At 58.5% G+C, this 13,137-nt stretch carries 9 protein-coding genes and 3 pseudogenes; 7 read left to right on the top strand and 5 right to left on the bottom strand.

Translation table 11 applies throughout. The features are described 5' to 3' along the window. Window positions 1-22: 22 nt before the first annotated feature. Genes EOK75_RS00275 through EOK75_RS00245 form a run of 7 tightly spaced genes read left to right on the top strand, consistent with a single transcriptional unit; the run spans window position 23 to window position 8,541 of the window. On the top strand, window positions 23-1,051 hold the full coding sequence (locus EOK75_RS00275) for a histone deacetylase family protein (RefSeq protein ID WP_137192088.1): 1,029 nt from the start codon (window positions 23-25) through the stop codon (window positions 1,049-1,051). After that, entirely contained in the window at window positions 1,048-2,610 is a 1,563-nt protein-coding gene (locus EOK75_RS00270; RefSeq protein WP_137192087.1) for an acetolactate synthase large subunit, read from the top strand. Before EOK75_RS00275 ends, EOK75_RS00270 begins: the two co-directional genes overlap by 4 nt. Window positions 2,611-2,628: 18 nt before the next feature. Next, window positions 2,629-3,918 carry an ArgE/DapE family deacylase gene (locus EOK75_RS00265; RefSeq protein WP_137192086.1) on the top strand — a complete coding sequence of 430 codons (1,290 nt, stop codon included), beginning with the start codon at window positions 2,629-2,631 and terminating at the stop codon, window positions 3,916-3,918. Beyond that, window positions 3,915-5,027 carry a phosphotransferase gene (locus tag EOK75_RS00260; RefSeq protein WP_137192085.1) on the top strand — a complete coding sequence of 371 codons (1,113 nt, stop codon included), beginning with the start codon at window positions 3,915-3,917 and terminating at the stop codon, window positions 5,025-5,027. Before EOK75_RS00265 ends, EOK75_RS00260 begins: the two co-directional genes overlap by 4 nt. 7 nt (window positions 5,028-5,034) lie before the next feature. After that, a complete protein-coding gene (locus tag EOK75_RS00255) occupies window positions 5,035-6,375 on the top strand; it encodes an aspartate aminotransferase family protein (protein ID WP_137192084.1) in 1,341 nt (446 codons plus the stop codon). After that, window positions 6,372-7,262: a DMT family transporter gene (locus EOK75_RS00250; protein WP_137192083.1), complete on the top strand. Its 891-nt coding sequence runs from the start codon at window positions 6,372-6,374 to the stop codon at window positions 7,260-7,262. Before EOK75_RS00255 ends, EOK75_RS00250 begins: the two co-directional genes overlap by 4 nt. 58 nt (window positions 7,263-7,320) lie before the next feature. After that, a complete protein-coding gene (locus EOK75_RS00245; protein WP_137192082.1) occupies window positions 7,321-8,541 on the top strand; it encodes an MFS transporter in 1,221 nt (406 codons plus the stop codon). A 64-nt stretch (window positions 8,542-8,605) separates the two neighbouring features. On the opposite strand, the pseudogene EOK75_RS21110 reads toward EOK75_RS00245, so the two are convergent. From EOK75_RS21110 to EOK75_RS00225, 5 genes and pseudogenes are all read right to left on the bottom strand, one after another. Continuing rightward, a pseudogene (locus tag EOK75_RS21110) lies at window positions 8,606-8,794 on the bottom strand (transposase); the annotation flags it as partial. A gap of 246 nt (window positions 8,795-9,040) precedes the next feature. Beyond that, window positions 9,041-9,340, bottom strand: a pseudogene (locus tag EOK75_RS21105) (ATP-binding cassette domain-containing protein); the annotation flags it as partial. 17 nt (window positions 9,341-9,357) lie between these two features. Beyond that, window positions 9,358-9,918, bottom strand: a pseudogene (locus EOK75_RS00235) (IS5 family transposase); the annotation flags it as partial. Window positions 9,919-10,190: 272 nt separating this feature from the next. Beyond that, window positions 10,191-10,556, bottom strand: coding sequence for a response regulator (locus EOK75_RS00230; protein WP_240793977.1), 366 nt, complete (start codon window positions 10,554-10,556; stop codon window positions 10,191-10,193). Then, on the bottom strand, window positions 10,553-12,775 hold the full coding sequence (locus EOK75_RS00225; protein ID WP_137192079.1) for a PAS domain-containing sensor histidine kinase: 2,223 nt from the start codon (window positions 12,773-12,775) through the stop codon (window positions 10,553-10,555). The genes EOK75_RS00230 and EOK75_RS00225 overlap by 4 nt, the downstream gene beginning before the upstream one ends. Window positions 12,776-13,137: the final 362 nt, after the last annotated feature.

Genomic DNA, 13,137 nt, shown 5'->3' with positions numbered 1-13,137 from the left:
ACATCATATCACGGGGATTACGATGAAGGTCTTTTTCGACGAACGCCAGCTGCGCCACGCGCCGACACATTACTTTCGTCGCGGCGCGGCGATGCCGCATCAAGAACAGCCGCAACGTGCTGAAATTTTGCGCGATATGTTAATTGGCGAAGGGTTTGAGATTTCAAAACCCCAAGACCACGGACTGGCCCCGATCAAGGCCGTGCATAACCCCGATTATGTTGATTTCTTGCCAACGGCGCACAGCCGTTTTGTCGCCAGCGCCGGAACAGAGGCGCTGGCAATTCCGACAATGCACCCCGGTGTGCGGCGCGGCAAAGAGCCCAAAGATATTCACGGCCAGTTGGGCTGGTGGATGACAGACACATCAACGCCCCTGACCGAAGGCACATGGGAGGCCGCCTATTGGTCCGCCCAAACCGCGATTGAAACCGCCGAGGCCATTTTGGCAGGCGACCGCGCGGCCTATGCCCTGTGCCGCCCGCCGGGTCACCATGCGATGCGCGACTGTTCTAACGGGTTTTGCTTTTTCAATAACGCCTCCATCGTGGCGCACCATCTGACCCGAAAGTTCAAGAAGGTCGCCTTGATCGACGTGGACGTACATACCGGCAACGGCTCGCTCGACATTCTATATGAGCGCGGCGACATTTTCTTTTGCTCGCTGCATCCCGACCCCGCCACCTACCCCACCTTCTATCTTGGCCACGCAGATGAAACTGGCGAGGGCGAAGGCGAAGGTACGTCGCTGAACCTTTTGCTTGAACAAGGTGCCAGCCAGGACGATGTGCTTGCAGTCTTGGACAAGGGCATAGAGGCGATCCGTGATTTCGGTGCCGAGGCGCTGGTCATTTCGCTGGGGTTCGACATGGCTGTCGATGATCCTTTGGCGGCGGTTGCCGTCTATCCCGAAGGCTTTGCCGAAATGGCGCGCCGTCTTGCGGGTTTGAACATTCCAACCGCGCTGGTGCAGGAGGGTGGCTATCTTGGGCCATCGCTGGCCGACAACGCAAAATCCTTTCTCACAACATTTCGGAAGGCCACACAATGAGCACAGCACCCAAAGACATGAACGGCGCCGAAAGCGTTGTACGCAGCCTGCATGCAGGCGGGGTCGACGTATGTTTTGCCAACCCCGGCACATCCGAGATGCAATTCGTGGATGCGCTGGACCGGACCAAACTGATGCGTTGCGTATTGGGCCTTTTCGAAGGTGTGGTCACTGGCGCGGCCGATGGCTATGCCCGCATGGCAGGCAAACCGGCGGTCACGCTGTTGCACCTCGCGCCGGGTTTTGCCAATGCCGCCGCGAACCTGCACAACGCCCGCAAGGCTCGGGTGCCGATGCTAAACTTGGTGGGCGACCATGCGCTGCGCCACCAAAAGTTTGACGCGCCACTGTCTGCGGATGTCGAAGGGGCCTGCGCGCCCTTCAGTGACTGGCTGCGCTCTGGCCGCGATGCGGGCAGCTTTGCCGCCGATGCGATGACAGCTTTGGCTGTGGCCAAGGGCCAACCGGGGCGCATTGCCACGCTCATCGCGCCGGCCGATATCGGCTGGGACGCAGGCGGTAAAATGGCCGAAGTTATTGCGCCCAAGGGCCCTACCCCATTGGACGAACACGCATTATCCGCCGCCGTCGCCGCGTTGGAAAGTGGTGAAAGAACCGTCATCATCGCAGGCAACACTGTGCTAGAGGACACCGATGCGCTTGCCCTTTTGCACGGCATCGCGGAAAAAACCGGCGCGGACATTCTTGCGCCAACATCAAACCGCCGCATGGAACGTGGGCGCGGTCGCTTTGCCGTGGACAAGATCCCCTACCCAATCAACGCCGCACTTGAGACGCTGGCCCCCTACACGCGCGCCATTCTGGTTGAGGCGCCGCCGCCCGTGGCCTTCTTTGCCTATCCGGGCAAGCCAAGCCTGCTGCTGCCGGTTGGCTGCAACACGGTCACGCTGGCCGATGTCGATGGCCATGGCCCTTCCGCACTCGCCGCACTTGCAGATCGCATCGGTGCCAAGCGCAGCCAGCCGCGCGACCTTCCGGCGCTGCCGGTGCCGCAGGCAGGCGCGATCACGCTTAAGAACATCGCCGCTGCGCTGGCCCACGCATTGCCAGACAACGCGATCATTGTGGATGAGGCCGTCTCTTCCGGCGGGGCCACATTTGAGGCAGGCGACACCGCCGCGCCCAATACCTGGCTGGCCCTGACAGGCGGGTCAATCGGCATCGGCATCCCGCTGTCGGCGGGGGCGGCCATCGCATGCCCGGACCGTCCGGTCATCACGCTGCAGGCGGATGGCTCTGCGATGTATACCATTCAGGCGCTCTGGACCCAAGCGCGCGAGAACGCAAATGTGACAACGATCATTCTTGCGAACCGGTCCTATGAAATCCTTAAGGGGGAGTTGCACAATGTCGGCGCCCAGCCCGGCCCCGACGCGTTGAGCATGCTTAACCTCGACCGCCCCCACCTCGACTTTGTGGCATTGGCCAAGGGGATGGGTGTGCCGGGCCGCCGGGTCGAAGACGTGACAGACCTGATGCGTGCGATCAAGGACGCGGCAAAAGAACCTGGCCCCTATCTCATCGAAGCGGCGGTCTGACCTCTGAAAGGAAACGACGTGGCATTAAGTGCAGACCTCAAGAACCGGATCATTCAGGCCGTTGAAGACGGGTTTTCTGACCAGATTTCGTTCACACAACAACTGGTGCAGATCCCCTCTTTGCGGGGGCATGAACACGCCATCCAGGACCTGCTTTTCAAAACGCTGCAAACGCGTGGCTATGCAATGGACCGGTTCAAGATGGACCGTGCCGCGATTGAGGCGCATCCCGGCGGGTCGAAATATTCGCAAGATCATTCCGACGCCCCCATCGTGGTGGGCATCCACCGCCCCCGCAAAGAGGCGGGCCGCTCGCTCATCTTGCAATCGCATCTTGATGTGGTGCCGGAAGGGCTGCACGACATGTGGGATGATCCGCCGTTTTCGGCCAAGATCGACGGCGACTGGATGTTTGGGCGCGGCGCAGGGGACATGAAGGCAGGCGCTGCGGCAAATATCTTTGCCTTGGACGCGCTGCGCCGCATCGGGCTGCAACCGGCGGCGACGGTCTATGTACAATCCGTGGTCGAGGAAGAATCCACCGGTAACGGCGCGCTGCAAACCTATCTGCAAGGCTACACCGCAGATGCGGTTTTCATCCCTGAGCCAGAAGAGGAAATGCTGGTGCGCGCCAATACCGGCGTGATCTGGTTTCAGGTCCAGCTGCGCGGTGTGCCTGTCCATGTGCGCGAAATGGGCGAAGGCGCCAATGCCATCGACGCCGCCAATCGCGTCATCACGGCTCTGCGCGAGATGGAAGAGGACTGGAACGCCGAAAAGGGCGATCATCCGCATTTCGAGGATGAAGCGCATCCGATAAACCTTAACATCGGCAAGATTGAGGGTGGCGATTGGGCCTCTTCGGTGCCGTCATGGTGCAACATTGATTGCCGCGTTTCGATCTATCCCGGGCGTGGTGCAGAAGATGCCGCGCGCGAAATCACCGAACGGGTCAACGCCTTTGCGCAAACAGACGGGTTCTTGTCCAATAACCCGCCTAAGGTTGTCTTTAACGGCTTTCACGCCGAAGGCTATGTGCTGGAGCAGGGCAGCGAGGCCGAAGCGGTACTAGAGCGCGCCCATGAGGCCGCCATTGGCGCGCCCCTGCAATCCTTCATGTCGGCAAGTTACCTCGATACCCGCGTTTACGCGCTTTATAACAAGATACCGGCGCTGTGTTACGGCCCGAAGTCGCGCAACATTCACGGCATCAACGAATCTGTCAGCATCAGCTCTGTTAAAAAGATCACGCAAGCGATGGCGCTGTTCATCGCCGAATGGTGCGGGACCGAGGATATCAAATCATGACCAACACCCAAGCAACGGCTGCGGCCGGCCTTCCCCCGTTTCTTGCTGGGGTTCTGGTCGAATCTGGATCGGATAAAGCCGATCTTCTGGCCCATGATCCGCCTGCATTTGACACGACAATGGCGGCAGAGGTCGCTTTGCGGTTTTACGGTGTGTCGGGGACGATCAAGCCGCTGTCGGCGGAAAAGGATGCTAATTTCCTCATTGTTCTTCCGACGGGCGAAGAAGCCCTGTTGAAAGTCACCAACGCAGTTGAAGACCGCGGCGTCACCGACATGCAGACCGCTGCGCTGATGCATCTTGCCTCGGCCGATCCGACCCTGCCCGTCCAGCGCATCTGTGCCAGCCTCAACGGCAATGCCAGTGAGACCGTGACGGCTGCCGATGGTCAAAACCATGTTGTGCGGCTGATGACCTATCTCGGCGGCACTATACTAAGCAGTGCGACCGCCACCCCCGGCCTGCATCATGCCTTGGGCGATTTTCTGGCGCGCGTAACGCTGGGCCTGCGCGGGTTCTTTCATCCTGCCGCCGGCCATGTCTTGCAATGGGACATCAAACAGGCGGGGCAGTTGCGCCCTTTGATACGCGCGGTGCAGGACGCCGATCTGCGCAATCGACTGGAAGAAGCCCTTGATCGCTTTGATGCAATGATCGTGCCGCGCCTCCCCCATTTGCGCGCGCAGGTGGTGCATAATGATTTCAACCCCCACAATGTCTTGGTCAACGCGCCGGAGGCTACACATCCCATCGGGTTGATTGATTTTGGCGATATGGTGCATACGCCGATTGTCTGCGATCTCGCGGTTGCCTGCTCCTACCAAATTGGCGAGGGGGCGGACCCGCTGCGCCAAGTGTGTGCGATGGTCGCCGGCTATTCCGGCAAGCTGCCGCTTGAACACGAAGAGGTGGCGCTTTTGCCAACGCTCATCCGGTTGCGCCATGCCACCACCCTTGCGATAGGCGCAGCGCGGGCGCAGCGGTACCCCGATAACGCGGACTATATTTTGCGCAACGCGGCCGCTTCGCTGCGGGGTCTGGATGCGCTTGACCGGCTTGGCGATGCAGCCGCAATCAATGCCCTGCACGCCGCCGCAGGAACGGAGTGAACACCCCATGACCATGATCAACGCCTATGACACTGCCAGCGCGGGGGCGCTGGACCCTGACGATAAAACGCTAATCGACCGCCGTGCCCGGGCGCTTGGCCCCGCCTATCGGCTGTTTTACGAAAAGCCGCTGCATATCGTGCGCGGCGAAGGTGTCTGGCTGTGGGACAAGTCCGGCAAGAAATATCTGGATGCCTATAACAACGTCGCATCCGTCGGGCATTGTCACCCGCGTGTTGTGCAAGCCATCTCGGGGCAGCTTGGCGTGCTGAACACCCATACCCGATATTTGCACGAAGATGTGGTCGCCTACGCCGAGCGGCTCCTTGCGACGATGCCGGATGCCTTGGGGCATGTCATGTTCACCTGCACCGGATCAGAGGCGAATGACATCGCCCTACGGGTGGCGCGCAGCTATACCAAACGGCAGGGCGTTATCGTCACGCGGCTAGCCTATCATGGGCTGACCGAGGCGGTAGCAGAGATGTCCCCATCCTTGGGCGCATTCGCGCCGCGCGGCGCGCGCATCCGGTTGATTGACGCGCCCGACACCCTTCGTGTGCCGCCCCAAGACCAAGCGGCCAAGCTTGCGGCCGATCTGGGCAAAGCCATTGCAGAAATGCGCGCTGACGGGATAGAACCGGCAGCCTTTATCGTCGATACGATCTTTTCAAGCGATGGCTTGCAGCCCGATCCAGCAGGGTTTTTGAAGCCAGCCGTCGATCTGATCCGCGCCGAGGGCGGTATCTTTATCGCGGATGAAGTACAGCCGGGTTTCGCACGGACTGGTGACGCTTTTTGGGGGTTCCAGCGCCACGGGCTGGTCCCCGACATGGTCACGATGGGCAAGCCGATGGGCAACGGGTTTCCGGTTTCAGGGGTGGCAATGCGCCCTGAGTTGGTGAAAGATTTCGGAGAGAAGGCAAGATATTTCAACACGTTCGGCGGCAATCCCGTGGCGGCTGCCGCTGGTATGGCGGTTCTTGACGTGATTGAGGACGAAGCGTTACAGGCCAATGCGTCACGCACGGGTGCCTTTATAAAAGAGGGGTTGCACGACATTGCAACACGCCGCAGCGCCATCGGTGATGTGCGCGGCGCGGGGCTGTTTTTGGCGGTGGAATGTGTGACCGACCATGAGACAAACACCCCCGATGCCGGGCGCGCAGGCTTCATTGTCAATCACCTTCGCGAAAACGGTGTTTTGATCAGCGCCACAGGTCCGGGCGCAAATATCCTCAAAATCCGTCCGCCGCTCGTCTTGCAACGCCCCGAGGCGCAATTGTTTCTGGATGCCGTCGAAACCGCGTTTGCCGCAGCGGACCTAAGATTGGCGCCCTCTCGATGAAAACGGCCTTTCCAGTTACATTGTTCATGGTGATCAGCATCGGTCTGCTTTGGGGATGGAACTGGCCGGCCGTCAAATTTATGCTGGCAGAAATCCCGCCGCTGACACTGCGCGCGGCGGGGTTCAGCATTGCGGCGCTGGCGCTTATGGCGGTCGCTTGCGGCCTCGGCCACCGGCTCCGGCCCGCTGAGGGTGAGTTTACATCGCTATTTCTCACCGCGTTTTTTGTACTGTTCGGCTTTAACACCCTTACCGCATTGGGTCAGCTTTTCACACCCTCTTCAAATGCGGCGATCATTGCCTACACCATGCCTTCCATGACGGCGCTCTTGTCTGTTGTGTTTCTGGGCGACGTTTTGCGCGGTCGATTGATCCTCGCGATAGGGATCAGTTTGGCGGGGCTTGGGTTGCTCGCCTCTGCCGATCTGCCTGCGCTGATTGCGGCACCGCTGGGGCCTGTCCTTATGCTGTGCGCTGCGCTGTCTTGGGCTATTGGCAACGTCTTGATGCAAGCGCGGCGGTGGACGCTCTCGCCCTTGGCGCGGGCGGCGTGGTTTTTCACCATATCCGCCGCGTTGTCATGGCCGCTGATGTGGGCCGTGCAACCCGCGGGCGCGGTTACTATGCCCAGCACGGCAACCCTATGGGTCTTTGCCTTTCATGTCTGCGGCCCAATGGTTGCCTGCTATGTGCTTTGGACGGTATTGCTGGGCCGTCTTTCCGCAACCGTCGCCGCCATTTCGATACTGATCGCGCCGGTTGTGGGCGTACTATCTTCGGTATGGGTGTTGGAAGAGGTCTTGTCTTGGGAAAAGATCATTGCCCTTGTTCTCATCGTCACATCAATCGCAATTACAGTCATAAAACCACGAATGGCTGCCAACTGAACGACCCCTTTCACGGCACAGGTTCGCGAGCTTTCACAAAACTTAAGGCAGTACGCATATGAACACTTCAGATCCCCAGCCCGCATACCGTTGGGTTGTTGTGACCGCAGCAGCCCTGATCTTGGCGGTGTCCATGGGCGCGATCGTCAATGGCATGTCCGCCTTTATCATCCCCATGCAAGAAAACTTTGGGTGGAGCAGGGGTGACACGACCCTGATCAACTTTGCAGGCATTCTGGGCCTCGCCTTTGGCGGCTTGGTCATGGGGCCACAAGCGGACCGTCGCGGCACCCGCCCGGTTGTCTTGTTCGGTGTAATCGTGCTGGGGCTTTGCTATGTTCTAGCCTCTGTTTTGACCTCACTTTGGCAGTTTTACCTGCTGTTTTTCATCGCGGGCTTCTTTGGTGCCGGTGCCATCTTTCCGCCGGTTATGGCGGCAGTGGGCAATTGGTTTTTTGTCGGTGCGGGTATGGCCATCGGCATCGCCTCTGCGGGCCAAGCCTTGGGCCAAGGGGCGGTTCCGTTTGTTTCCTCGATGCTTATCGCTTCGCTTGGCATCAAAGGTGCCTTTGCTGCGATCGGGGCGTTTATGCTTGCCACGATGATCCCGCTCAGCTTTCTATTGCGCCAACCGCCCGCGCTAAGTGCTGCGCAAACCAACACCCGGAACGCAACACCGCAGGCCGAATTGCCGACAAATGTCGTAATCCTATACCTGAGCGCGGCAATCATTCTGTGTTGCACCTGTATGGCCGTACCATTGATGCATCTTGTCCCGCTCATCCAGGATCGCGGCTTTGCGCCAGAGCAAGCGGGCAGCGTGATATTCGTGATGCTGATTGTGGCCATCCTGGGCCGTTTGGCCTTTGGCAAGCTGGCAGATATAATCGGCGCCCTGCCCGCCTATATGACCGCAACCGCATGGATGACGCTGATGGTCTTCGGCTTTACTTATGTCGAGCGCCTCAGCACCTTTTATGTTTACGCAGTCATCTATGGCTTTGGATATGCAGGCGTGATGACGGGCGTTCTTGTGTCGATCCGGGTGCTTGTCTCGCCCGCGCACCGGGCTTCGGCCTTTGGCATCGTAACCATGTTCGGCTGGTTCGGCCATGCCATCGGCGGATACCAAGGCGGCGCGCTGTACGATCTAACGGGTAATTATACAGCATCTTACGCCGTGGCCGCCCTGGCGGGGGTTCTAAATCTGGTTATCGTAAGCAATTTGCTGCGCAAACAAAGGCGTTTGGCCTATCAGCCCGCTTGCCGCAATCGCTAACCGCCAAACGAAAGGATCGCCCCGATACAGCGCAACCTTTTGCCCAGCCTAGGTTCAGGACATATAACCAAAATAAGAGGGTTGCGGCCAGAGCGATAGCTGACAGGAAGACCTTGGGACATCGGTCATATCGGGTTGAGACGCGTCGCCAGTCTTTGAGCCTGCCGAACATCCATTCAATACGGTTGCGACGTCTGTAGCGGCGCTTGTCGTATCTGATGCCCTTATTGCGGGACTTACGACCTGGGATGCAGGGCTGCGGAAGCGCTGCAATCATCTGTTTGGTGTAGACATGTTGCGGGGCGGTGAGGACTGTTTGAACGCAGCCTTGCTCCACCACCCGTCCTTGCTGCATGACCAAGACACGGTCGCAAAGCTGGTAAACCACCCCGAGGTCATGTGTGACGATGATAATTGCCATATCGCGATCGGAAGCCAAGCGATTCAGCTGCTTGAGAATGCCCGCCTGAACGGTGACGTCAAGCGCAGTTGTCGGCTCATCAGCGATGAGAACTTTGGGATTATGTGCGAGCGCGCAGGCGATGGCGATGCGCTGGCATTGGCCGCCCGAAAGCTGATGGGCATAACTTTCCAACAGTGGCTCAGGATCTGCCAACCCTGCTTGCTGAAGGATTGGAATAGGGTCGGATTTTGTTCGCAAGGCCAAGTGCCGACGCACTGTCATGACCGGATCCAGAGCGCTCATCGGGTCTTGGAAAATCATTGAGAGGCTTGGCCCGCGCAGTTGTGCGACAGCGCGTTTGTCTGACAGGTCCAGCTGCCGCCCCTGAAAGCACATTGACCCCGACACCGTTGCCGGATGTCGTCGGTGGCAGTATCCATCGCCAGATGCACCTTACGATACTGGCGGCGGCGATGTGTGCCATGCTTGCGTGCAAGCCATTTGTTACCCGGCAGGGGATTGCATCGCAATCGCCCGAGAGGGCGCCATCGCCCAAGAACTTGATCCCCGTGCTGTCCACCAGCAGGTTCATAGGCCCCGGCGCACGGCGGTTCGACATTTGCACCGTGATGGTCTTTTGTCGCCGGCTCAGGGTCGAAAAGTCGGGCACCGTCTAGTCCAGGCCTGCCATCTGCAGGATGCTGCCCACCATGCCAGTCGCTTGCCGCAGTGGTAGACTGAACAGAACCTTCACCATGAGGCAGAACTGTATCGCGGCGAGAGAAAACACTGGTGGGCGACCAGGGCGGCCCGCCTTCGGGGCGAGCCACATCATGTCCTTGTCCAACCACCCTCTCACGCATGCAGGCATGCGTTGCCGGGCAACGGATCAACAGTGAACAACGGCGCTTCAGCGCATCGTTGTAGGATTTCCAGTTCGTCGTGCGATAGCGGGCGATTGGGGGCTTGCTCATGAAAGCCTGTCTAACCGCATTGTTTCACCTTGTGAATCGCCTGCCGTCAGAGTTTTGCAACAACGCCGGTTCCACGAGCCTAAAAAGTCCTGAAAATTAGCGGCCCAACGTGGTATTTAGGCTATGTACGGGATAATATAACAGCAGGAATGAACTGATGTAGATGTGGAGCGTAGTTGGGGTAAAATGGCCTTGTACAGGCCTTTTTTAATGCTGTCGCGCAAACGCACGGAAGGCCGAGACGTAACTGCGGCGCCCCCAAGAGTTAATCTTCATGCAATCAGGCGCGTGCGAAAGTCGATGACAAGCTCCTCGACCATGTAAGGCTTGGGGACAAAGGTGGCACTAAGCGGAAGTTCGTTAGCTGATGGCTGGCTCATGCCGGAGGTGATAACGATTTGTACGGTTGGCCAACGTTCGGATACAACATGGGCAAGGCCAAGACCATTGGTCGCCCCAGGCATATCGATGTCCGTAAAAATCAGCTCTATGTCCTCGTCCTGTTCCAGCATCTTCAAAGCGTCGGCGGCGTTTGCCGCCTCACGCACCTCCCAACCCTGATCTCTAAGGACATCAGCGGTGGAAATTCGAATGATTGCTTCATCCTCTACTAGCAAAACGATAGGCGTTAATGTCACTTTATGTCCTGCTCGTCTGAGGTTAGGTCGGGCATAGGCGCCTCCAATACACATTCAACGCCCGAAGTGTCAAATTGGATCCGAACAGTGCCATTAAAATCGCCCGCTAGAACTTGCTCGATCAAAACACGCCCAAACCCTCGGCGTGTCGGCGCGGTCACCTCAGGGCCGCCTGACTCTGTCCAAGACCAGCGCAACTGCTCTTCGCCGTCGCCGGACACAGATCTGGACCAAGCGATATTGACACGACCTTCGGGGACCGAAAGCGCCCCGTATTTCAAAGAGTTCGTCCCAAGCTCGTTGACAGCCAGTGCCAGCGACAATGCTTGCTTTGGCCCAAGTTGCACAAAGGGTCCTGCAAGATCGATGCGGGCGACGGGCAGTGGTACGGTGGCGACGCGAACCACGTCTGCGAGCACCGCAGACGTCCAGTGCGTGTTCGAAAGCAGTGAGTGCGCTTTCCCCAAAGCTTGAAAGCGTTCGCTCAATGTATTGCGTCCGGTTTCGATATCGGTGTTGCGCAAAGTCTGCGAAGCAATCGCCGAGACGGTCGCCAAGATATTCTTGATGCGATGCTCTAGTTCATGTGTCAGCATGATCTGGCGCTCTTCCGCAAGTTTCTCATGGGTCACGTCGCGCAATGCGCCATAGATCTTCGCGGGCGCACCGTCTTGGCCGCGCAGCACTTCTATGTGGCGCGCAATCCAGCGGATGTCATCGGTGCTAGCCCGTTTGATCCGATAGGTCGCGTCCAACGCGGCCGTTCCGGTAAGGCGAGACTGCGCGGTCGATATCAAGTGACGATCCTCTGGTACGACCAGCGCCTCAATGTCCTTTGCCGAGACAGGTCCCTCATTGGCGAGCCCGAACATTGTCCAGAAACTGTCGGAGGCAAGGATGCAGTCAGTCGCCAAGTCGATCTCGATCGAGGCGATGCCGGCCGCCTGCTGTGACAACCGCAGCCGCCGCTCGCTGTCCTGCAGCTGTTGGCGGTCGCGCTTTTGGTCCTCAATATCCGTATTGGTGCCGACCCAGCGGTGCGGTTCGCCGTCTTCGTCGCGCAACATCTCGGCGCGCGACAGATGCCAGCGCCACGTCCCGTCGGCCCGGCGCAGGCGAAATTCGATCTCATAAGACTCGCCGGTTGCGACGGCCTCGCCCCAGACCTCGACTGCTTCGGCAACGTCTTCAGGGTGCAAGAGCCTGACCCATGCGCCATGGTCCAGATCACCCCGCGCGGTCCCGCTGTATTCATAGACCCGGTCGTTAAACCAATCAAGTTGGCCATCCGGTCCGGCAGACCAGACGTGGTTAGGCATCGCTTCGGCGAAGGTGCGAAACTGGCGCTCGCTGACTTGCAACGCGCGTTCTGTTGCAATTCTTTCAGTGATATCAGTGCCCTGCACAAAAATACCGCCGACATAGCCATCAGCATCCCGCATTGGCTGGAAGATAAAATCAACAAACCGCTCGACGGCCGTGGCGTCGGAAGACCGCTTCAAAAGCACAGGCATTGCAGAGCCGATAAAGGACTCTCCTGTGTTATAAACGTTATCCAGCAACTCGTAGAACCCCTGCCCTACAAGCTCGGGCAAAGCGTTGCGGACAGGCAAGCCGACAACGTCTCGATGGCCGATCAACTGTCGGTAAGCGGCATTTGTGATTTCGAAACGGTGATTTGCCCCATCGAGCACGGCAATAAAACCCGGTGCTTGCTCGAACATCTGGCGCAAACGGTCGCGCTCGGCCGCCAGTCGACGTTCGGCTTTCACCTTAGCGGTTGTTTCAGTCACGATCGCAAAGACCCCGACAGGGCTGCCCGCATCGTCGATGACGGGCGAATAGTCCAGATCAAGCCACAGTTGCTCTGCAATGCCCTTGCGCAGAAGCGAAAACTCCTGATCCTTAAAACTCGTCGAGCCACCAGCCAAAACGGTCTTGAGAATGCCGTCATTAAACTCTGCAACTTCGGGCCAAGCTTCGCGCACAGGGGCCCCAAGCGACGCAGGGTGCCTTTTCAATGCAAACTCGGCATAGGCATCATTATAGATCATGATGCCCTCCTGACCCCAGAGCGTGACCATGGGTATCTTGGCGTGAAGGATCAGCGCGACCGCACTGCGAATATGCGCAGGCCAATCCGTCTTTGGTCCAAGCGAGGTGCTGGACCAGTCGAAAGCTCCAATCAGGGTTTTAAGGTCTATGTCGTTACTCAGCATCAAGGCCTCATGGTTAAGTCAGAAAGCCCTGCTTCGAAAAGTAATTCCGCAGGATTTAGCTGGTGCGATCCGCCTCGACATTAACATGTGAGGCGGGACGCGGTAGCTAAAACTTTCAGCGGGATGACGAAGGTTCAGCCGATGACATCGCTAATGTGCGTCTGGCAGGACCGCGCTAATGCACTGAGAAAGCATCTGCAAACTGTCGTGGCTCTGCGCCGGACGGTTCTTATACCCTCAATACAAAACCCGCTCTTTCCCCTTGAGAGCTCAGATTGCTCAAACCCGTTTGTCGACATGATCAGGATCTTTCGCATTTTTAACATCTGCCATGTCTTGTCCTTTCTGCGGCGGTTCGGCCA

The sequence above is a fragment of the Pseudorhodobacter turbinis genome (assembly GCF_005234135.1).
Taxonomy (GTDB): domain Bacteria; phylum Pseudomonadota; class Alphaproteobacteria; order Rhodobacterales; family Rhodobacteraceae; genus Pseudorhodobacter; species Pseudorhodobacter turbinis.
The sequence above is the reverse complement of the archived record's forward strand: the minus strand, read 5'-3'. Positions and strand labels throughout refer to the sequence as shown.